Origin of the sequence: Pseudomonas sp. DTU12.1 (assembly GCF_009873475.1) — a bacterium.
Taxonomy (GTDB): Bacteria; Pseudomonadota; Gammaproteobacteria; order Pseudomonadales; family Pseudomonadaceae; genus Aquipseudomonas; species Aquipseudomonas proteolytica.
In genome coordinates this window covers 2,372,559-2,395,514 of the sequence record NZ_CP045254.1, presented here as the reverse complement: position 1 = coordinate 2,395,514, position 22,956 = coordinate 2,372,559, and the positions used below count along the sequence as shown (strand labels likewise).

The window sequence follows — 22,956 nt, the reverse complement described above, 5'->3', positions numbered from 1 at the left end:
CTCCCCCTGCTGAAATCAGCCAAATAAAAATCAATCTCAACAGGAAAGACGTCAGCCTTCTGAAACCCGACAGCGGCAGCCAGCGTATTTTTTAAACCCGGGGTTACTGGCGCGGCGAGTCGTCGCGTTCGATCACGGTCAGCCATGGCAGCAGGCGCACGCGTAGTGGCAGCGTGCGTTGCAGCAGTTTCAGTTGGGCGTCGGTGTCGTCGGTGGCGATGATGCCGGTCACGGGCAGGTCGCGCAGGCTGTTGTCGCGAACCCAGATCACGCCACGATGGTAGCGGCCGAGTTGTTCCAGCACCTCGCCCAGGGGTTGGCGGTTGAAGACCAGTTTGTCGCGGCGCCAGGCGGTAGCGGTGGCGACGTCAACCGGTTGGCTGCGCGAGAGGCCGTCCGGGCCGTATTGCACGGCCTGCCCGGCGTCCACATCGGTGGTCTGCGGGTCGCCGTCCAATGTCACGCGCACGGTGTGTTCGGTGACGACCATGCGCACTTGCTCGCCCTCGCGCCGCACGTCGAAGCCGGTGCCCAGCGCGCGCAGGCTGCCACGGCCGGCGCGTACTTCGAATGGGCGCTGGGTGTCGGGGGCGACCTGGACGAACAGCTCGCCGCTATATAAATGCAACACCCGGCGACCCGCTTGCATGTCGATATCCACGCGGGTGCGCGGCGCCAGCTCCAGGTGCGAGCCGTCGGCCAATGTCACGCGGCGGTGCTCGCCCAGGCCTGTCACTTGGTCCGCCATCCAGCCTTGGTGTTCTGCCTGCCAGGACAAACCGCCGGCCAGGCCCAATGCGACGACCAGCCCCAGTTGCAGCAAGCGGCGTGATGAGCCGGGTGGACGCTCCAGTGCGCTGCCCAGGCTCTCCCACAAGCGTTCCGCCGCGTGGGCGGCACGCTGGTGTTCGGGCGAGGTTTCGCACCACTGCAGGTAGGCGTCCCAGGTAGGTGCCTCGGCGGTGCCCGAATGCAGGTCGACCAACCATTGCAATGCTTGCTCGGTGAGCAGCGGCGAAGGTTTATCCGGGGCAGGCTCGCGCGTCACTCGGTCATCCCAAGACGCCGGGCGCAATGCAGCACCGCGCTCATGATGTATTTGCTGACCATGCTGGGAGACACCCCGAGTTGCTTGGCAATCGCCGCATGGCCCAAGCCGTCTAGGCGGTTGAGCAGCAAAGCCTGGCGGCTGTTATCGGACAATTCTCCCAACGCCTGTTGCAACAGCTGCAACTGCTGGCGCATCTCCACCAGTGCGGCAGGGCCCGGGCATGGGTCGAGCAGCTCGTGCTGCACATCTTCCAGCGAATCCATAGGCCCACGCCGCGTACGGCTGCGGCCCAGGTCGATGATCAGGTTGCGCATGACGCGAATCAGGAAGAACCGCGGATTGGTGATGGTATGGGTGCGCTGCTGCCGGTCAAGGCCGACATAACGTACGAACGCGTCCTGCATCAGGTCTGCCGCCATTTCCCGGTCACCCAGGCGCCGGTAGGCAATCTGCTGCAGTTCGCGATGATAGAGGCGAAACAACCGATCCAGATGATCCAATGCACACTCCATGAGCATCCGTGTGCAGGGCACACATAGGGGGCGCTAGATTACAATTTATGAGAATCGTTCGCAACAGCATAAAATTAGCGGGCGCTGATTGACCGCCAGCGCCCGCCACTGCCTTAGCTCTGCACCGCCGCCTGTTGGCGCGCCCTTTCCAGCAATGCGGCCTTCTCTTCTGGGCTCAATGCATCCAGGCGCAAACGTGCCTGGGCCAGTTTCTCCAGTTGGCCGGGACTGTCTTCCTGGGCACGCAGGGCCTGGGCCAGTGCACCGGGGCTTGGGTGGTCGAACACGATGCCAGGGTGGACTTCGCAGTGCAGCAGTTTGCGAATCCCCGCCACCAACTTGATCACCAGCAGCGAATGGCCGCCAGCGGCAAAGAAGTCGCGGTCGCGGCTCAGGCGTTCGCGGCCCAGCAACTGGGCCATGCGGCTGGCCAGCAGGGCCTCGAGGGCGTCCAGGGGTTCGACGAAGCTGTCGTCTTCTTCGATCAGTTCCAGGCGCTGCAAGGCCTGGCGGTCGACTTTGCCATTGCCCAGGCGGGGCATGTGCTGCACCACTTGGTACTGACGCGGCACCATCACCGCCGGCAAGTGCTCGGTCATGTGTTGCTTGAGGGTTGGCAGCCACTCGGCAGGCGCGTCCTGGCTTGGCAGTACAAAGGCTACCGGCTCATCCTGCGCCAGCAACACCACGGCTTCGCTCACCCCAGGGGCGCGCAGCAGGTGTTGTTCGATCTCTGCCAGTTCGATACGGAACCCACGCACTTTCACCTGATGGTCGCGCCGGCCATACAGCACGATACCGCCCTGGGGCAGGTAGCGGGCCAGGTCGCCGCTGCGGTAGAGGCGCTCGCCAGGGGCAAACGGGCTGTTGATAAACGCTGCGTCGGTCTGCGCCGGGTCGTTGAGATAGCCACGGCACAATTGCTGCCCGCCGATATACAGCTCACCCAGTTCACCGCTGGCCAGCAGTTGCTGGTCCTCGTTGAGGATATAAAGCTGGTTGTTGGGCAGGACCCGAGTCAGGGGAACGCCCAGTTGCTGCAAGTCCTGCGGGCGGATCGCATGCACAGCGACGCCGACGGTGGTTTCGCTGGGGCCGTAGTGGTTGAACAGGCGGCAATCGGGGCGCAGGTTGAAGATGCGCTCCACCAACCCCTGGCCGATTGCTTCGCCGCCCAGGATCAGGGTGGCCGGCACTTGCGGCTGCGGCGCCTCGAGCAAGGCGGCGAGATGGGACGGGACGATCTTCAGGCAGTCGATGCCCTGGGTCTGGATGAATGCTGCAAAGGCCTGCGGGTCCTGCATCGTGGCTTCATCAGCGATATGCAAGGTGGCACCGTTGTACAGCGCGCCGAACAGGCTGGTATTGCCCAAGTCTGCGGCGACCGTGGAGCCCTGTGCGAAGTGCCGGCAGGCGGCCAGGTCCAGTTCACTGCTGACACCCGCGACATAGTTGAGCAATTGCCGATGCTCCACCACCACGCCCTTGGGCACACCGGTGGTGCCGGAAGTAAACAGCACGTAAGCCGCGTCGTGGCCTTGCAGGTTGGCGCTGGGCACTTCCGGCAATGGCTGCTGCAGCGGTTGATCGAGGTCCAGCACTGCGCAGCCCAAACCAGCCAGCGCCGTGCCCTGGGTGACGAGCAATTGCGCGCCAGCCTGTTCCACCAGTTGGGCCTGGCGCGCCGCCGGCCAGCTCGGGTCCAGGGGCAGGTAGGCGGCACCTGTGCGCCAGGCGGCGAGAATGGTCTGCACCTGCGCGACACCGCGCGGCAAGGCCAGGGCGACGATGCTCCCCGCGGTCACGCCATGCTCGCACAGGCGGCTGGCCAGTTGACGCACCCCGCCCTCCAGCTCGGCATAGGTCAATGCTTGATCGCCCGCGACCAGCGCCACTGCATCCGGGGTGATTTCGGCCCAGTTGCGAATATGCTCGGGCAACAGCACCCGCTCTTCCAGCACTTGCGGCGCTGGGTTTAAGGCCAACAGGCGTTGGCGTTCCGCCTCACCCAAAAGACTCAGGGTGGCGATGGCTGCGTCTGGCTGCGCCAGCAAACTGGCCAGCAGCACTTGATACTGTGCCAGCAGCGTCTGCATCGCGGCCTGGCTGTACACGGCCGCGGCATAGTCCAACGACAGGCCGCAGACGGCACCGCCCTCCTCCACACTGACGGTCAACGCCAGTTCGAACAGCGGCCGACTATCAGCACGGTAGGCGCAGCGCCAGGCGCTGGTGCCCTGCGTGCGCGGGGCCGGTTGCTGGCGCACGCCAAAGCCGTGGGTCAGCGGCAGGCCCGCGTCGAGCGGCGCATATTCCTGCCAGGTGCCATGGCTGTCCAGCACGCCCGCCAACTGCGCCAATACGCTGCTGAACGAGGCCGTCGGCGCCAGGTTGAGGTTCAGCGCCAGGGTTCTTTCCAGCAGGCCCACGGTCGGTGCGAAGAACTCATAGTCCTGGCGCGCGTCATGCCGCAGGCCAGCGACAAACCCTTCGCGGCCGCTGATCCGCGCCAGCAGCACCCACCACGCGGCTTGCAAGAGCGTGGTCACTTGGGTGTCGTGCTGGGTGGCGAGCGAGCCCAGGCGCGCCAACACACTCGGGTCGAGGTCGCTGCTCAAGGACTGGCCTGCAGCGTTGCCCTGCACAGTATTGGCGTAGCGGCCCGGCAAGTCCGGTGCCAGCGCGCCCGCTCCCGGCAGGTAGGCTTGCCAATAGGCTTTGGCAGTGTGCGCGTCTTCGTCCAGCACCACTTCTGCGTGCCACTCCAGGTACTGGGCAAACTGCCCCAGTTCCTCGTCCACACTGCAACTGCCCTGCTCATAGGCTGTGCACAGGTCTTGATAGAGGATCCCCAGGCTCGCCTGATCGCCGACAAAACCCGCCAGGCCCAGGGTCAGTTGCCACTGCTGGGTGTCGATACGCTGCAACAGGCCCTCGAAAAACAGCCTCGACGCCAGGCTCACCGGGCGCTGGCACCACAGCGCCAAGACCTGCGCGGTGTTGCTGGCCTCATCCACCGTCAATGCGTCATTCGCCGCACCGGCATCAAAGAACTGCCGCAGGCCACGGTAACCGGGGGCGTTCGCCAAACGCGCGGCCAGCGCGGTGTGACGCTGACGCAACCCGTTGATAGCCGCTTGCAGGCGTGGCACGTCGAGTGCGCCGCTGATCTGGATCGTCAGCAGGTGCGCGATATCGCCCCAGCTCGCGCCGTCCTGGGCGTCCAGTACCCGCTGTTGCTGTTCCGCGAGCAGCGCCAGGCCTGCATCGTTAAGCGTACTCATGCGTCAGTCCCTTCAGTTTGCATACGTGTGGAGGGCGCTACCGTTTCCAGGTCGCGCCGTTCGATCATTTCGCCCATGGCCACGACGATTTTGCGCGGGCCTTCAAAGGGGTCGCGGGCGTGGGCGGCGAGCATGTTGTCCAGCAGGATCACATCGCCCTTGCGCCAGTCAAAGCGCACCGCGCAGGCCTCGTAGAGTTCGCCCAGTTGCTGCATCACCTCGTCTTCAATCGGGCTGCCGTCGCCGTAATACACGTGGCGCGGCATGCGCTCGGCGCCGAACAGGCCCAGCAGGTCGTCGCGCACGTCGGGATCCAGGCAGTAGATATGGTGCAGTTGCACCTGGTTGAAGAAGGTTTTTTCGCCGGTGCTCGGGTGAGTGATGATCGCCGGGCACGGGGTGCGGATTTGCAGCTCGTCGTTGTCCAGCCAGGTCCACTGGATGCCGGCCAGGGCGCAGCGCTGCTCGACCTGGGCGCGATCTTCAGTCTTGAAGAAGTGCTGCCAGGACACGTCGAGCTTGTCGGCGAAGGTGCGCACATACAGCAGGCCCTTGCTTTCGAAGGTATCGCGCAACGCCTGCGGTAGGCGCTGGTACATCAGCCGGCAATCGACCACCGGCGTGGCCCCGCCCACGGGCGACGGTTGTTCACAGAAGAACAGTTGCTTGCGCGGCCAACGATCCTGGTGCGAGCTCTCGTTGTGGAACAGGATCATTTTCTTTTCCGGATACGGCGTGGAGCGGTAGGTATTCTTGCCGCCCTCTTTCTTCGGCAAGTCGCCGTACTGGCCGTACAGGCCCGGCTGGACCGCTTCGGCAAAGGCCTCGAAATCGTGGATATCGCGCATGGCAAAGCCACGGAACAGGATCCCCGCGTGCCGCGCGAGTTTCTCTTCGACCAGGGCGCGATTGGCCTGGACCCAGGTCACCAGGTCGAGCCCCGGGTCGTTGGGCTCCATCAGCAACGGGAACACCTGGTCGGCGTTCAACAGTGACTCGCGCATGACCGGCAGCGGCGCCCTGGCCACCGGGCTCGACGGTTTCTTGAGGAACTTGCCCAGCTTGTCGGCCTTCGGGCTGGCAGGAGTGGCAGGAGCAACAGCGGTATTCGACGGCATGATGATGTCCCCTAATCGGATGTCTGGATCCATGACAATCTGTTGAAGAATTCCCATCCAGGCGCTCACTAGTTCGGTGATGCGCTCTTGTTTGAATAAGTCATTGGCGTACTGCCAGGTGCCTTGCCACTGCCCAGCCTCTTCGTCGATAAACAGCGCCATATCGAACTTGGAATAGCCGCCCAGGCTGGGCACCATTTCCACGGCAATGTCCGCCAGGCCCGCGCTGTGCACCGGCAGGTTGTTCATCACAAACAGCACTTGCACCAAGGGGTTGAAGCCCTTGTGACGCGGCACGTTGCTGGCTTCGGCGATCATGTCCAGGGGCAAGTCCTGGTGCTCGAAGGCCGTAAGCGTGGTTTCCCGGGCAGCAGCGAGGAAATCGCTGAACCGCGCCTTGGCGTCGAAGCGCGAACGCAGGGGCAGGATGTTGACGAAGAAACCAATCAGGCCTTCCAGCTCGGCATGCTGACGCCCCGCCACATCGGCGCCCACCAGCAGGTCGTCGCTGGCGGCGAGGCGGTGCAGCAACACCTGGAATGCGGCCAACAACGTGGTGTAAGGCGTGACACCCTGGCGTGCGCACAGGCTTTTCAGTGCCTCGCCCAACGCCGGCGGCACGCTGAATGACTCGCTGGAGCCCTCGAACGACGGCATCGGCGGCCGCGCATAGTCTGTCGGTAGCAGCAGTTGCCCAGGGTGACCGGCCAGGGCGTCCTTCCAGTAGCCGGCCTGTTGCTGCAACACCCCGGCCTGTTCCAACTCCAACTGCCATTGGGCATAGTCGCTGTATTGCACCGGCAGCGGCGGCAGATCGATGCCACGCCCCTGCTTGAGCGCGGCGTAGTGCTGCACCAGCTCACCCACCAGCACCGCCATCGACCAGCCATCGGAGATGATGTGGTGCATCGAATACAGCAGCACATGTTCATGGGCGCCCAGGCGCAGGATCTGCCCACGGAACAACGGCGCCTGTGCCAGGTTGATCGGGCGCCGGGTGTTGTCGAGAGTGGCCTGGGCGACCTGGGCTTCCTGTTCGATACGGTCCATGTGCGACAGGTCGACCAGAGCGAAGTCCACCGTCACGTCAGGTGCGATCACCGCCAGGGGATCGCCGTCATCGTCGGCGACATAAGCGGTGCGCAGCACCTCATGGCGTTGCACCACGCACTTTAGGCTTTCCATCAGCAACGGCACCGAGACTTCGCCCCGCAAGCGCAACGCCAACGGCATGCCATACGCGCCGTTGCCGGCCGAAAACTGCTCGGCCACCCACAAGCGGCGCTGGGCCAGGGACAAGGGCGCAGTGCTGCGCGGGCCATGGGCGTGCAAGGCGATCTGCGCCGGGGGTGCGGCCGAGCGGCTTGCCAGCAATGCGGCAAAGTCTTCCAGCACCGGGGCATTGAACAGGTCACGCAAACCCGGGCTGCTGGCCAGGATGGGCTTGAGCCGCGCGATCACCTGGGTGGCCAGCAGTGAGTGCCCGCCCAACTCGAAGAAGTTGTCGCTCACCCCCACCTGTGCCAGGCCCAGCACCTGTTGCCAGACCTCGGCGATCTGCTGCTCCAGGGTGTTGCGCGGCGCGATGTAGTGCTGCTGCAAGGCACTGGCATCCGGCGCCGGCAACACCTTGCGGTCGAGCTTGCCGTTGGGGGTCAGCGGCAGGCTATCAAGGAACACCCAATGGCTGGGCACCATGTATTCCGGCAGGTCGCCCTTGAGCTGACGCTTGCAAGCGTCACGCAGCGCCTGCTCATCACTCACCGCGTGCATGGCGACCACGTACGCCACCAACTGCGGATGGCCTGCGACGTCCCGCACCACCACGGCCGCTTCGCGCACCTGAGGTTGCTCCAGCAGTCGCGCTTCGATTTCCCCCAGTTCGATCCGCAACCCACGGATCTTCACCTGGTGATCCACCCGACCGATGTACTCGATCACCCCATCCGCGCGGTAGCGCGCCAGGTCACCGGTGCGATACAGGCGCGCACCGGGAGCGCCGAACGGGTCGGGCAGGAAGCGCTCGGCGGTGAGTGCCGGACGCTGGAAATAACCCCGCGCCAGGCCGTCGCCGCCAATCAACAACTCGCCGGCGACCCCGACCGCTACCGGCGCCAGGTTATCGTCGAGGATAGACAGGCTGGTATTGGCAATCGGCCCGCCGAGCCACGGCTGTGGCTGGGTTGGCGCGAGTGGGTACTGCGCCGACCAAATGGTGGTTTCGGTCGGCCCGTAGAGGTTCCAGACCTGGGGCGATAGCGCCAAAAGGCGGGTCGCCAGTTCCAGGGGCAGCGCTTCGCCGCCGCACAATAGTTTGCAGCCCTTGAGGGCATCCGCCTGGCGGTGATCGAGCAGCATGCGCCATGTGGAAGGCGTGGCCTGCAACACGCTGATGCGCTGCTGTTTGACCAGGGTGAGCAAGGCTTGCGGGTCGAGATTGATGTCCTGCCCGGTCAACACCAGGGTGGCGCCGACCAGCAGCGGCCCGTAGATTTCCAGGCCGAAAATATCGAACGAAAAGGTGGTCAGCGACAGCAACCGATCATGGGCGTCCAGCCCCGGCTGGCGGGCCATGCTGCACACGAAATTGGTCAGGGCGCCATGGCGCACCATCACCCCTTTGGGTTTACCCGTGGAGCCGGAGGTGTAGATCACGTAGGCCAGGTGTTCGGCGGTGCTGCGCGGCAGCGGGTTTTCCACGCTGTAGCCATCGAGCCACGCACCCGGCTGGTCCAGGGCCAGCGCAGTGACCCCGGCCGGGATCGGCAAGCGCGCGAGCAACGGTGCCTGGGTCAGCAGCAGGGCCAGGCCGCTGTCTTGCATCATGTAGGCCAGGCGATCCTCGGGGTACGCCGGATCCAGCGGGATATAAGCGCCACCGGCCTTGAGAATCGCCAGCAGCCCGACCACCAGGTCGACACTGCGCTGCACCGCGATGCCCACCAGCACATCCGGGCCCACACCGCTTTCGATCAGGCGATGAGCCAGGCGGTTGGCCTGCTGGTTGAGCTGGGCAAAGGTCAGCGATTGGGTATCAAACACCAACGCCAACGCATCCGGCGTACGGGCAGCCTGGGACTCGATCAACGAGTGGATGGCGCTGTCACGGGGGTAGTCGGCGGCGCTGGCGTTCCAGGTTTGCAGCGCCAGGTGTTGTTCGGCGGCGCTGAGCATCGGCAATTGGCCGATGCGCTGCCGGGGATCATCGACCATGCCCTGCAACAAGGCCTGCCAGTGCCGCGCCATGCGCTCGACGGTCGAGGCGTCAAAGATATCGGTGGCATAGGTGAGCGCCGCCGACAGGCCGTCGGGGCCGTCGAAGGTGTTGAGGGTCAGGTCGAACGGCGCACTGAGGTTTTCCGAGTCGACGGGTGTACACAGCAGCCCCCCCAAGGGCTGGCCATCGGCAAACCGCCCGGCTTCCATCTGGTGGTTGAACATGACCTGGAACAACGGCGTGTGCAGGCTGTTGCGCTCGGGTTGCAGCGCCTCCACCAATTGCTCGAACGGCAGGTCCTGCCAAGTCTGGGCCTCGTGGGCGGCGGCCTTGACGGTTTGCACAAAGTCCGCAAACGGCTGCTGGCTGTCGAGCGTGGCCTGCATCACCTGGGTGTTGACGAAAAAGCCGATGACCCGCTCCGTCTCGGCCCGGTTGCGGTTGGCGGTGGGCACGCCGACCCGGATATCCGACTGGCCGCTGTAGCGGTGTAACAGCACCTGGAACGACGCCAGCAACAGCATGAACGGACTCACCCCTTGCTGCTGCGCCAAGCCTTTGAGGCCGTCGCTCAAGGCGCGGTCCAACGCCAGCGGCAGTGTCGCGCCGCGCTGGTCCGGCGGCGCCAGGCGTGGGCGATCCACCGGTAGCTCAAGCAACACGTGCTCGCTGCCCAGCTTGGCGCGCCAATAATCCAGCTGCCGACGCCCTTCCCCGGCCTCCAGCCACTGTCGTTGCCAGGCGGCGTAGTCGGCGTATTGAATGACCGGCGCCGGTAACTCACAGGGCGTACCCGTGACCTGGGCGATGTACAGCGCCAGCAGCTCATCGATCATGATCTGCATCGACCAGCCATCGGTGATGATGTGGTGCAGCGTCAGTACCAGCACATGCTCATCGTCCGCCAGGCGCAACAGTGCGGCACGCAGCAGCAGATCGTGTTGCAGGTCGAACGGCTGGCTGCTCTGCGCCTGGACAAAGGCCTTGACTGCGGACACGGGGTCGCCCGCCGCAGCGTCCTCTACCACGAGTTCCAGCGCTTCGATGGGCCGGACAATGCAACGCACCTGCTCATCCTGCTGCACAAAGCCGGCGCGCAAGCCTTCATGGCGCGCCAACAGCTGCGACAGGCTGCATTGCAGCGCCTCGACATCCAGCTGGCCCTTTAAACGCAATGCCGCGCAGATGTTATAGGCACTGCCCTGAGGGTCGAACTGCCAGAGAAACCATTGCCGCTGCTGGGCATACGACAGTTGCTGAGGCCCGGTTTCGCTCGCCGGCACAATCGGAAAACGCGCGACGTTGACGCCCTGTTGCTCCAGCTTGCTGAACAGTTGCGCGCGCTTGGGTGCGCTCAAGTCCTTGATGCGCGCCACCAGTTCCGCAGTTTTGTTAAGCATTGCTTTCCTCCAGGTTTTCCTGCTCCAGCTCATCGAGGGCATCGAAGATCAGGTCAAAGTCATCTCCCAGGCCGTCGTCCTGGACCGCGTCGGCCAACGTTTGGGCCAACGCCCCAAGGCTGCCCTGGGCATAAAAGTCCTTCACGGCCACGTCCACCCCAAGCACCGCCCGCACCCGGGACAGCATCACCACCACTTGCAGGGAATGCCCTCCGAGGTCGAAGAAGTTGTCGCCAAGCCCCACGCGCTCGACCGTGAGCACTTGCTGCCAGATCTCGGCCAGTTGCTGCTCAAGCGGCGTAACCGGCGCCACATAGGCCTGTTGCATCTGGCTGACGTCCGGGGCCGGCAGGGCCTTGCGGTCCAGCTTGCCGTTGGGGGTCAGGGGCATCTGGGGGACAAACACCAGGTGTGTCGGGACCATGTAGTCGGCCAGGTGCTGCTTGAGGCCGGCCTTGATCGACTCGCGCAACGCTGCGTGTTGTTCGGTGCTATCGGTAGCTTCGGCGAGCACCACATAGCCCACCAGTTGTGGCCCGCTGGGGCCGTCCAGGGCCACCACGGCCGCTTCGCGCACCGTGTCCTGGGCCTGGATGCGCGCCTCGATTTCCCCCAGTTCGATACGAAAGCCGCGGATTTTCACCTGGTGGTCCAGGCGTCCGAGGTACTCGATCACCCCTTCGACGCGATAACGCGCCAGGTCGCCGGTGCGGTACAGGCGCTGGCCGGGGGCACCGAATGGGTCTGGCAGGAAGCGCTCGGCAGTCAGGCCGGGGCGCTGGAAGTAGCCGCGCGCCAGGCCATCGCCGCCGATCAACAGCTCGCCGGGCACGCCGACCGGGGCCAGCGCGCCGTCCTGGCTGAGGATGTACAACGCGGTGTTGTCGATGGGCCGGCCCAGCCATGGCTGGCCGTCGAGGCGATGGGCGGCCGACCAGATGGTGGTTTCGGTCGGCCCGTAGAGGTTCCACACCACGCCGCCGAGGGCGAGCATGCGTGCCGCCAGTTCATCGGCCAGGGCTTCGCCACCGCAGAGCAAGGTGCAGCCTTGCAATGCCGCCACCTGCGGGCTGTCGAGCAACATGCGCCAGGTCGAGGGCGTGGCTTGCAGGGTGTTGACGCGCTGGGTCGCGACCGTGGTGAGGATCGCGTCCGGGTCGAGGGTGGTGTCTTTGTCCACCAGCACCGCACAGGCGCCGACGGTCAGCGGCAGGTAGATCTCCAGGCCGAAGATGTCGAACGAGAACGTTGTCAGCGAGAGGATCCGCTCACCCGCCGCAAGCCCCGGTGCGCGGGCCATGCTCGCAATGAAGTTACCGAGGGCGCCATGGGCCACCATCACACCTTTGGGCTTGCCGGTGGAACCGGAGGTGTAGATCGCATAGGCCAGGTTGTCCGGCCCCGCCGACGCGGGAGGGTTGTGGCTCGGATAACCGGCGAACCAGCCCGCCTCGCCCTCCAGCACCAGTGCCTGCACACCGCCCGGAATCGGCAGCGCACCGAGCAGCGGCGCCTGGGTAATCAGTAAGCCCAGGCCGCTGTCTTGCATCATATACGCCAGGCGATCGGCCGGGTAAGCCGGGTCCAGCGGCACGTAGGCGCCACCGGCCTTGAGGATCGCCAGCAGGCTGATGATCATCGGCAAGCCACGCTCCACCGCAATCCCCACCAGATGGTCCGGCCCGACACCTTCGGCCAGCAGCCGGTGGGCCAGTTGGTTGGCCTGGCGGTTCAGCTCGCCATAGGTCAGCGACTGTTGGCCAAATACCAGGGCGACGGCATCGGGCGCGCGCTCCGCCTGGGCCTCGAACAACTGATGAATGCACTGCTCGCGCGGGTAATCCACCGCTGGTGGATTCCATTGCGCGACCACCTGGCGTTGGCGGGCAGCGCCTTGCATCGACAAACCACCCAGCGCCAGCTCGGGCTGATCGAGCATGCCCAGCAGCAGGTGACGCAAATGTTCGCTGAGTTCGTCGATGGTGCCGACGCCAAAATGCGCATGGATAAAGCGCATATGCACCGTCAGCGTCTCACCCAGGCTGACCAGCAGGCTCAGCGGGTAGTTGGTCTGCTCGACACTGCGTACCTCACCGAACACCAGCCCCTGGGGCGCACCGCGCTTGAGGGTTTCGGCCACTGGGTAGTTTTCAAACACCAGCAGGCTGTCGAACAGCGCGTCACCGCTGTGCCCGGCCCAGCGCTGGATATCGAACAATGGCGTGTGCTCATGTTCGCGCAGGGCCAGGTTTTGCGCCTGTACGGCGTGCAGCCATTGGCTGACGGTTTGCTCGGCGCGCGGGCTGGCAATCACCGGCAAGGTGTTGATAAACAATCCAACCTGCTGCTCGATACCCGCAAGGTCTGCCGGGCGGCCGGCAACCGTGGCGCCAAAGGCCACGCAGTCCTGCCCGGTATAGCGTTGCAACAGCAGCAGCCACGCGGCTTGCACCAGGGTGTTGGGGGTGACTTTCTGCTGGCGGGCAAACTCGCCCAGACGGCGGGTTTGCTCCGCATCCAGCGTCAGGTAGTGATCGCCATGGCCACTGCCAAGCGCCGGCCCCGGGGCGCTGACCGCCTGGGCCAGCAAGGTCGGCTCTTCCAGTGCCGCCAGGTTGGCGCTCCAGAACTGTTGGCCGGCCTGTTGATCCTGGCGTTGCAACCAGGCGATGTAATCGCGATAGCGCCCCACCGACGGCGTCGGCACCTGGCCGTCATAGCGTTGCAGCACTTCGCCCAACAGTTGGGAGTTGCTCCAGCCATCCATCAGGATGTGGTGGTGGGTGTAAAGCAGCTCGCTACGACGCTCATCCAGGCGCACCAGCACCAGGCGCAACAGCCCTGGCTGGTTCAACGCAAAGCCCTGGGCCAACTCGGCAGCGGCCAGCGCTTGCAGTGCCGCCGGTTGATCGTTGCGGTCACGCCAGTCGAGCACGCTGAACGGTACTTCAAGCTGCTTGTGCACCACCTGCACCGGCTGCGGCAAACCACCCTGCCAGGCGAAGGCCGTGCGCAGGATCGGGTGAGCATCGACCACCGCCTGCCACGCCGCACGGAAGCGTTCGGGTTCGAGGCCATCGATGCCGACCTGCATCTGGTTGACATAATCGCCGCCGCCCTGCTCCAGCAGGCTGTGGAACAACATGCCTTGCTGCATGGCTGACAGCGGATAAATGTCCTCGATGGCTACAGGCACGTCAGCCAGCGTATCCACTTGCACCTGGGTCAACGCCGCCAGCGGGAAGTCCGACGGCGTCACGCCGTGTTCGCCACGGGTCGTGCAATGCTCAATCAGCGCCTTGAGTTCCACGGCCAGGGCATCGGCCAGTGGCTCAATGGTCGCGGCGTCGAACATCTGCTGGCTGAAGGTCCAGCCCAGGCACAGCTCGCCGTCGAACACCTGGCCGTTGAGGGTCAACCAGTTGCCCAGTGGCGCATCCGGATGCTGTTCCAGCCCGGCGTGTTCACCACTGGGTACGAACAAGGCTGCTTGCCCGCCTTCGAGGCTGCTGTCGAACTGGCCCAGGTAGTTGAAGGTAATACGCGGCACCGGCAGTGCTGCCAGGGTTTGCTGCACGGCAGCGTCGCCCAGGTAACGCAAGGCGCCAAAGCCTACGCCCCGATTGGGAATGGCGCGCAGTTGCTCCTTGACCTGCTTGATCGAATCGCCCAGCGCCTCGGCAGGTGCCAGGCGTACCGGGAACAGGCTGGTGAACCAGCCCACGGTGCGGGTCAGGTCCTGGTTGTCGAACAGCTCTTCACGGCCATGGCCTTCGAGCTGGATCAGCACTTCGTGGCGCCCGGTCCAGCGCGTGATAACCCGCGCCAATGCCGTCAGCAGCAGGTCATTGACCTGGGTGCGATAGGCCGCGGGTGCCTCCTGCAACAAACGCCGGGTCAGGTCGGCATCCAGGCGGGTGTCGAGCGTCACGCCATCGCGACTGCGCAGGCTGGCACCAGGCTTGGCGCCCGGCAGAGGGTTGGCGGTTGCGTGCAGTGATTGCCAGAACGCGATCTCGGTTTGCAGCGCGGGGCTGCGGGCAAGCCCCTGCAGTTGCTCGGCCCAGGTTTTGAACGCGGTGGTCTTGGCCGGCAGGCCCACAGCGGGCTGGCGGTACGCGCCCTGCAGGTCTTGCAGGAGGATGCGCCAGGACACGCCGTCGACCACCAGGTGATGGATGATCACCAGCAGGCGCTGGCTGCCATCGGCCTTATCGAACAATACCGCGCGCAGTAGCGGGCCGTGTTGCAGGTCCAGGCTGGCCTGGGCTTGATCCGCCAGCGCCTGCAGCTCGGCTTCATCGTTGACCCGGTGCTGCCACAGCAGCGCGGGGGTTGACGCCTCGCCGTGGCTGGCGAGCCATTGCTCGCCGTCGTGCTGGAACCTCAGGCGCAACGCATCGTGATGGGCAACCAGCACCTGCAAGGCCTGGGCAAGTCGTGCGCTGTCCAAAGGCTGCTGGGGCGTCAGCAGCACGGACTGGTTCCAGTGCTGACGCTGGGGAATATCCTCGTCAAAAAAGGCCTGCTGCACCGCCAGCAACGGCATGCCACCGGCCACCGGCCCCTGATCGATGCTCGGCAAGCCATCGCCGCTGCGGGTTACAGTGGCCAGGCCGTGAATGGTCTGCTGCTCGAACAACGCCTTGGCAGTAAAGTGCAGGCCCGCCTGACGGGCTCGGCTGACCACCTGCATCGACAGGATCGAATCGCCGCCCAGTTCGAAGAAGTTGTCGTTCAACCCCACGCGCGGCAGGTTCAACACCGTTTGCCAGATAGCCGCCAGTTGCTGTTGCAGCGCCGTGACCGGTGCCACGTAATCGTGTTGCAACAAGCTGGCGTCCGGCGCTGGCAGGGCCTTGCGGTCGAGTTTGCCGTTGGGGGTCAGCGGCAAGTGGTCGAGCAGCATCCAGTAGGTGGGCACCATGTAGTCCGGCATGCTCGCCTTGAGACTGGCCTTGAGCCGCTCGCGCAAGGCCGGCTCGGCCTGCGCCGGCACGATATAGGCCACCAGTTGCTGGGCGCTTGCGCCCTGATGGGCCAGCACCACTGCGTCACGGACACCGGGTTGTTGCAGCAGCCGCGATTCGATTTCGCCGAGCTCGATACGAAACCCACGGATCTTCACCTGATGGTCGATCCGCCCGCAGTAGTGCACCACGCCCGCCGCGTCCCGGCGCGCCAGGTCGCCGCTGCGGTACACGCGGCTGCCAGCCACGGCAGCGAATGGGTCGGGAATGAAGCGCTCGGCAGTCAATGCCGGACGCTGGTGATAACCCTGGGCCAAGCCCTCGCACGCGGCAATGCACAACTCACCGACCACGTCATCGGGCAGCGGGTTGGCGTCGCGATCCAACACATACAGCGCCCGCCCCGGCAAGGCACGGCCAATCGGCACGCCATTGGCCGCGTCGGCATCCATCCGTTGGCACAAGTGGGTGCTGGATACCACCGTGGCTTCGGTCGGGCCATAGGTGTTGAGCAAGCGCACGCTGCCAAGGCCGGCGGCGTGCCAGAGCTTGAGCCCTTCCACCGACATTGCTTCGCCACCGACATGCACCTGGCGCAATTGCCCGCGACTGCGCTGCGGGTCCGCTGCCCAGTCCTGGGCCAGCAGGAACCAGTACGCCGCCGGCAAGTCGGCCAGGGTCACACCATGCTCGATGATCTGCTCGTACAGGGTCGCGGTGTCCCAGGTGTCGTCACCGCGCAGCACCAGGCAGGCGCCTTCGCACAGCGGTGGGAAGCATTGCTCGACAAACCCGTCGAAGCTGAACGTGGCGAACTGCAGCACCCGCTCCTGTGGGGTGAGTTGCGAGTATTCGGCGGCGATCGTGCAGAACTCGCGCAGCGCGCCATGGGCGATGGACACGCCCTTGGGCTGCCCGGTGGAGCCGGAGGTGTAGATCACGTAGGCCAGGTGCTCGGCCAGCGCCAGGTTGACGAGGTTGGTACACGGGTAGTCGCGCTCCGAACCGTCGAGCAGCAGGCACGGCACGCGGGCATCGGCCAGGGCGTCGTCGAGCACACCAGGCTGGCGCAGCAGCAAGTCCATGGCGCTGTCATCAATCATGTAGGCCAGGCGCTGGGCCGGGTAATCAGGGTCCAGCGGCACATAGGCGGCACCCGCCTTGAGGATCGCCAGCAGGCTGGCAATCATCGCCCCTCCGCGACGCACCGCCAGCCCGACTCGCTGGCCGGGCATCACACCCTGCTCGCGCAGGCGGTGGGCCAGGCGGTTGGCGCGCTGGTTGAGTTCGGTGTAGGTCCAGCGCTCGTCACCGCTGATCAAGGCCAGGGCATCCGGGGTCGCCGCGGCACGCCGTTCGATACGCTGGTGCGCCAGCAGTGGGTCGAGCGCCGGCTGCACTGCGCCTTGCTCCAAGGCTGGATCGCGCAGGCTCAGGCTGCCCAATGCCTGGCCGTTATCCTCGACAAACTGCGCAAGCAATTGCAGCAGACTCGTGCCGATAGCGTGTATCTGTTGCGGGCTGAAGTCGGCCTGGGCGTAGCTGAAATCCAGGCTCAGGGTTTCACCCAACTCGATGCCCAGGGTCAGCGGATAGCTGGTCTGTTCATGGTTGTGCAGCCCGCTGAAGCTCAAGCCGGCAGGAGCACCGGCTTGCAGCGCCTGGGACACCGGGTAGTTTTCGAACACCAGCAAGGTGTCGAACAGTGCGCTGCCGGGCTGCCCGGCCCAGCGCTGAATGTCGTATAGCGGCGTGTGCTCGTGCTCACGCAGGGCCACGCTGTGCGCCTGCACCTGTTGCAGCCAGTTGGCGACGCTATGGGTGGCATCCGGGCTGCAAATGATCGGCAATGTATTGATAAACAGCCCGACTTGCTGCTCGATCCCCGGCAAATGGGCCGGACGTCCGGCCACCGTCGCGCCAAAGGCCACGCTTGGCTGGCCGCAATAACGTTGCAGCAAAATCGCCCATGCCGCTTGCAGCAGGGTGTTGAAGGTGACTTTGTTGTGCCGGGCAAACGCCCCGAGGCGCGCCGTGGTGTGGGTATCCAGCAACAGGTGGTGACTGGCATGGCCGCTGCCTGAGCGCGGCGCCGGCAAAGCGTTGGCCAGCAAGGTCGGCGCGGCCAGCGCTTGCAGGTGCGCGCTCCAGAACTGTTCACTGGCGCGGGCGTCCTGGGCCAGCAGCCAGCCCACATAGTCGGCGTAGCGCCCGCTGACCGGCGCAGGCACGTGCCCTGCGTAACGTTGCAGGACTTCCCCAAGCAACTGCGCGTTGCTCCAGCCATCCATCAGGATGTGATGGCTGGTGTAGATCAGCTCATAACGCTGGCCCGCCAGCGGTACCAACACCAGGCGCAACAACGGCGCCTGATGCAGATCGAAGCCTTGTTTGCGTTGTTCGAGGGCCAATCGGTCGAGGTCGTCGGGGGCCTGGTCCAGCACCGTCAGCGGCAGTTGCACCGAGCGCTGGATCGCTTGCAACGCCTGCGCCTGGCCTTCCCAGACGAAGCGCGCGCGCAATACTTCATGGCGCTCCAGCACCGCTTGCCAGCATTGGCCAAACCGCTCCACGTCCAGGCCATCGATGGTCAGGCGCAGTTGGTTGATATAGGCGTCGCCACCGGCGTCGTAGGCGCTGTGGAACAGCATGCCCTGCTGCATCGGCGACAGCGGATAGAGGTCCTCGATCTGCGCCAGGGGCAGGCCCAAGCCTTCCAGTTGCGCCTGGTCGAGGCTGACCAGGGGAAAGTCCGAAGGTGTGGCGCCGCCCTGTTGTGGATCGAGGCAATGTTCGATCAACTCGTGCAAGGTCTGGGCGCAGTGGTCCACCAGGGCCTGAATGGTCTGGCGACGATACACTTCGCCACTGAAGCTCCAGTCCAGTTCCAGTTCGCCAGCGTATACCCGCCCTTCCACGCTCAGCCAGTTGGCCAGGGGCGCCTCCAGGCTCTGGGCCTGGCCGCCGCCTTCGCTGGCCGGCACGAACAGCGCATCCTCGCCAAACTGCTGGTCGAACTGCCCCAGGTAATTGAAGGTGATCCGTGGCTGGGCCAGCGCCGCCAACTCGTCAGCCGCAGCGCCGTAGCGCAGCACGCCGTAGCCAATGCCCTTGTGGGGCACCTGGCGCAATTGCTCCTTGATCGCCTTGAGCGTGTCGCCCAGCTCGCCACTGGGAGTCAGGCGCAATGGATACAGGCTGGTGAACCAACCCAGGGTGCGGGTCAGGTCGATATCGTCGAACAGTTCTTCGCGACCGTGGCCTTCCAGTTGGATCAGCGCCGAGGGTTGGCCGGTCCATTGGCAGACCGTGCGCGCCAGGGCTGCCAGCAGCAGGTCGTTGACCTGGGTGCGGTAGGCCGCAGGCGCCTGTTGCAGCAGTTGCCGGGTCTGTTCGCGGCCCAGGCGCAGGCGGATATGCTCAGCCACTGCCTGGGTTTGCCGGCCTTGCGGGTTATCCCGCGGCAAGTCGGTTGCCAGGCCCTGCAATTGCTCGCGCCAGTACGGCAACTCGGCCAGCAGCGCCGGGCTGCGGCTGTAGTCGTCCAAGCGCGCGGCCCACTGCTGGTAGGCACTGGTCTTGTGCGCCGGCACCAGGGGTTCGCCGGCCACGCCCTGGGCGTAACCGCGCTGCAGATCTTCCAGCAGCACACGCCAGGACACCCCATCCACCACCAAGTGATGCAGCACCAGCAACAGGCGCTGGCTGCCGTCGGCCATGTCCACCAGCATGGCCCGCATCAATGGGCCGCGTTGCAGATCCAGGCTGGCCTGGGCGAGATCACATTGCTCACGCAAGGCCTCGACGCTGGCGGCCTGGCGCTGCCACAAGTCCACCGTGGCCGATTCCGCGTGCGCCTGCTCCCAGCCCTCCCCGCGCTCGACGAAACGCAGGCGCAAGGCATCGTGCTGGGCCACCAGTGCCTGCAACGCGGCCGCCAGTGCCGCGACGTTGACCGGCTGCCGGGGGGTGAGCAGCAGCGACTGGTTCCAGTGCTCGCGGGCCGGAATATCCTGGGCAAAGAACCATTGTTGGACCGGGGTCAGCAACACCGGGCCCTGGGCCGGTCCTTGCTCGATGGTCAGCGACGACACTTCGCGGGCAGCCGCGGCCAGGCTGCGCAGGGTCTGGTGGCGGAACAGGTCGCTGGGCGCCAGTTGCAGGCCGGCCTGACGGGCGCGGCTGACCACCTGGATCGACACGATGGAGTCGCCGCCCAACTCGAAAAAGTTGTCATCCAGGCCGATCTGCGGCAGCCCCAGAATGTCCTGCCAGATCCCGGCCAGCAGCAACTGCCGGGGCTCCTGAGGCGCACTGAACGCCTGCACCTTGGCCTCGCCGGCCCGTGGCAAGGCCTTGCGGTCCAGCTTGCCGTTGGGGGTCGCGGGGAATTGCGCCAAGGCCATGATCACCGTGGGCAGCATGTATTCGGGCAGGGTGTCGGCCAGGTGCGCGCGCAAGGTTTGTTCGAACGCCGCTTGATCCTGCGGCATGGCCGCCGGCACCACATAGGCCACCAGCAACCGGCCATCCTGGGCGATCACCAGCGCTTCCTTGATCTGCGGGTGGCTGAGCAGACGTGCCTCGATTTCCCCCAGTTCAATACGCAGGCCGCGGATCTTCACCTGATGGTCAATGCGCCCGACGTATTCGATGACGCCGTCAGGGCGGTAACGGGTCAGGTCGCCGGTGCGATACAGGCGCTCGCCGGTGGTGGAAAATGGGTTGGGTACATACTTTTCGGCGGTCAAGGCTGGCTGGCCGAGATAACCCCGGGTGATCCCGGCACCGGCCAGGTGCAACTCGGCAGCGGACCCGGTGGGTACGGGCTGCAAGTCGGCATCGAGGATGTAACCCTGGGTGTTGCTCAACGGTCGGCCAATGCACGGCTGGCCCCCGGCTTCGCGGGGCGTCCAGGTGGAATAGGTGGTGTCTTCGGAGGGGCCGTACAGGTCATAGACCTGTTTGATCGACGGCTGCTGATAGAGGCTATCGACCAGCGACTGCTTCAGTGGCTCACCCGCGAGGTTGATGATGCGCACGCTCTCGGGGATCTGCCCGGCACGCTGCAAGGCATTGATCGCCGACGGCACGGTGTTGACCAGGCGCACCTGGTCGCGGGCCGGCAAGTCCGGCAGCTCCAGGGCATTGCGCGCGAGGATCAGCGAGCCGCCGTTGGCCAGGGTGACGAAAATTTCCCACACTGACAGGTCGAAACACACTGAGGTCGAGGCCAGCACGCCCTGGATATCTTCACGGCTGTAGACCTGCTGCGACCAGTGGATCAGCGCCAGTACGTTGCCATGGGCAATCGCCACGCCCTTGGGCTTGCCGGTGGACCCGGAGGTGTAGATCACGTAGGCCAGGTTGTCGGGCTCGACCTGCGTGACGGGTGCCGTCAGCGGGTAGTCGGCCAGGTCATCCATCAACAGCACCTGGGCCTGGGTCTCGGGCAAGTCTGCGAGCAGCTCGGCCTCGGTCAGCAGCACCTGGGCGCGGCTGTCTTCGAGCATGTAGGCGACACGGTCGGCGGGGTAATCCGGGTCCAGCGGCACATAGGCGCCACCGGCCTTGAGCACGCCAAGCAAGGCGATGATCAAGGCGTCGGAACGCTGCATGGCCACGCCGACTCGCACTTCGGGGCCCACGCCCAGCTCGATCAGTTTGTGGGCCAGTTGATTGGCCTGGCGGTCCAGTTGGCGATAGCTCAGGGTCTTGGCGCCATAGGTCAGGGCCAGGGCGTCGGGCTGGCGCTCCACCTGCTCGGCGATCAGTCGATGAATACTGCGCTGTTGCGGGTACTCAGAGGCGGTGGCGTTCCAGTCATGAATCTGCTGCTGGTAGTCTGCGGCATCCAGCATGGGCAACTCGGCCACACGCTGCTGCACGTTGTCGACCATGCCGCCCAATATGTGAATCCAATGACGGGCCATGCGTTCGATGGTGGCGGATGTGAACAGGTCCGTGGCAAAGGTCAGCGCGGCGCGCAGGGTGCCACCCTGCTCCCAGGTGTCGAGGCTCAGGTCGAATTGGGTGGTGCGGCTTTGCCACTCCACCAGGCTCAGGGACAGGCCGGACTCCAGCACCAGCGCCTCAAGATCAGCCACTTGCGGCTGGTGGTTGTACAGCACCTGGAACAGCGGCGTGTGGCTCAGGCTGCGCTCTGGCTTGAGGGCCTCGACCAGGCGTTCGAACGGCAGGTCCTGGTGGGCCTGGGCACCATTGACCACGTCCTTGAGTACCTGCAGCAAGTCGCTGGCCCGCGCCTGCCCATCGACGTGCGCCGCCATGACCTGGGTGTTGACGAACAGGCCGATCAAGCCTTCGGTTTCACCCCGGTGCCGGTTGGCAATCGGCACGCCCACCCGCAGGTCGGTCTGGCCGGTGTAGCGAAACAGCAGGACCTTGAAGGCGGCCAGCAACACCGTGAACAACGACACGTTCTGCTGGCGCGCCAGCAAGCGCGCGCCCTCGGCCAATTGCGCCGGCACCGCGAACTCAAAACGCTGGCCCTGATGACTGGCCACGGCTGGACGCGCAAAGTCCAGGGGCAACTCCAGCACCGGGTGCTCATCGCCCAGTTGCTCGCGCCAGTAATCCAGTTGTCGCGCCTGCTCCCCGGCTTCCAGCCAGCGGCGCTGCCACAGGGCGTAGTCGCTGTACTGGATCGGCAGGGCCGGCAATTGCGGCGACTGCTGGCGTTCAAAGGCGTCATAGCAACGGATGAACTCGTCGATCAGCACGTTCATCGACCAGCCGTCCGAGACGATGTGATGCAGGGTCAACAGCAACACATGCTCCTGCTCGGCAAGCTTGAGCAATTGCACACGCAGCAACGGGCCGGTGGCCAGGTCGAAGGGCTGCAGCGATTGCGCGGTGGCGGCGGCCATCACCGCCTGTTCGCGCTCGGCCGGCGGCAAGTTGCAAAGATCCAGAGGTTCGATCGCCAGCGCAGGCTCGCAGGGCACTTGCAACAGGCGCTCATCGGCCTGGCGCTGGAACACCGTGCGCAGGGTTTCATGTCGCGCGATCAGGCTGGCAAACGCCTGCTCGATCGCCGCCAGGCTCAAACGCCCCTTCAGACGCACCGCTCCCGGCAGGTTGTAGGCGGCGCTGGCCGGATCCAGTTGCCACAGAAACCACATCCGCTGCTGGGCGTAGGACAACGCCTGGCGATCCTCGGCCTCGACCTGGGCCGGAATCGGAAAACGCGAGAAGTCGATCCCTTCTTTTTGCAGCGCCTGGAGGAACATCTGGCGTTTTTCCAGGGGCAACCCGATAAACCGGCGAGCAAGTTTCAAGGAGTCTTCAGCGTTCATTTCTTGGGATCCGGAGCAATAGGCAGGAAGCACAAAGGCACGTCGTCCCTATAAAACGAATCCAGACGGGAAAAATTAGCGCAGG

5 protein-coding genes are annotated in these 22,956 nt (G+C 65.1%); all 5 read right to left on the bottom strand.

The features are described from left to right. Positions 1 to 103: 103 nt before the first annotated feature. The gene (locus GDV60_RS10615) at positions 104 to 1,048 is read right to left on the bottom strand and encodes a FecR family protein (protein WP_159907079.1); all 945 of its coding nucleotides are present in this window, start codon (positions 1,046 to 1,048) and stop codon (positions 104 to 106) included. Continuing rightward, positions 1,045 to 1,551, bottom strand: a complete 507-nt coding sequence (locus GDV60_RS10610) for an RNA polymerase sigma factor (RefSeq protein WP_224791175.1) — start codon at positions 1,549 to 1,551, stop codon at positions 1,045 to 1,047. The genes GDV60_RS10615 and GDV60_RS10610 overlap by 4 nt, the downstream gene beginning before the upstream one ends. A gap of 125 nt (positions 1,552 to 1,676) precedes the next feature. Then, positions 1,677 to 4,847, bottom strand: coding sequence for an amino acid adenylation domain-containing protein (locus GDV60_RS10605; protein ID WP_159907077.1), 3,171 nt, complete (start codon positions 4,845 to 4,847; stop codon positions 1,677 to 1,679). Then, positions 4,844 to 10,582: a non-ribosomal peptide synthetase gene (locus GDV60_RS10600; protein WP_256679368.1), complete on the bottom strand. Its 5,739-nt coding sequence runs from the start codon at positions 10,580 to 10,582 to the stop codon at positions 4,844 to 4,846. The genes GDV60_RS10605 and GDV60_RS10600 overlap by 4 nt, the downstream gene beginning before the upstream one ends. After that, entirely contained in the window at positions 10,575 to 22,871 is a 12,297-nt protein-coding gene (locus GDV60_RS10595; protein ID WP_159907073.1) for a non-ribosomal peptide synthase/polyketide synthase, read from the bottom strand. Before GDV60_RS10595 ends, GDV60_RS10600 begins: the two co-directional genes overlap by 8 nt. Positions 22,872 to 22,956 lie beyond the last annotated feature (85 nt).

Excerpts from the sequence above, each read along its gene's own strand:
- GDV60_RS10605 (WP_159907077.1), bottom strand. The coding sequence starts at position 4,847 with ATGAGTACGCTTAACGATGCAGGCCTGGCGCTGCTCGCGGAACAGCAA.
- GDV60_RS10600 (WP_256679368.1), bottom strand. The coding sequence starts at position 10,582 with ATGCTTAACAAAACTGCGGAACTGGTGGCGCGCATCAAGGACTTGAGC.
- GDV60_RS10595 (WP_159907073.1), bottom strand. The coding sequence starts at position 22,871 with ATGAACGCTGAAGACTCCTTGAAACTTGCTCGCCGGTTTATCGGGTTG.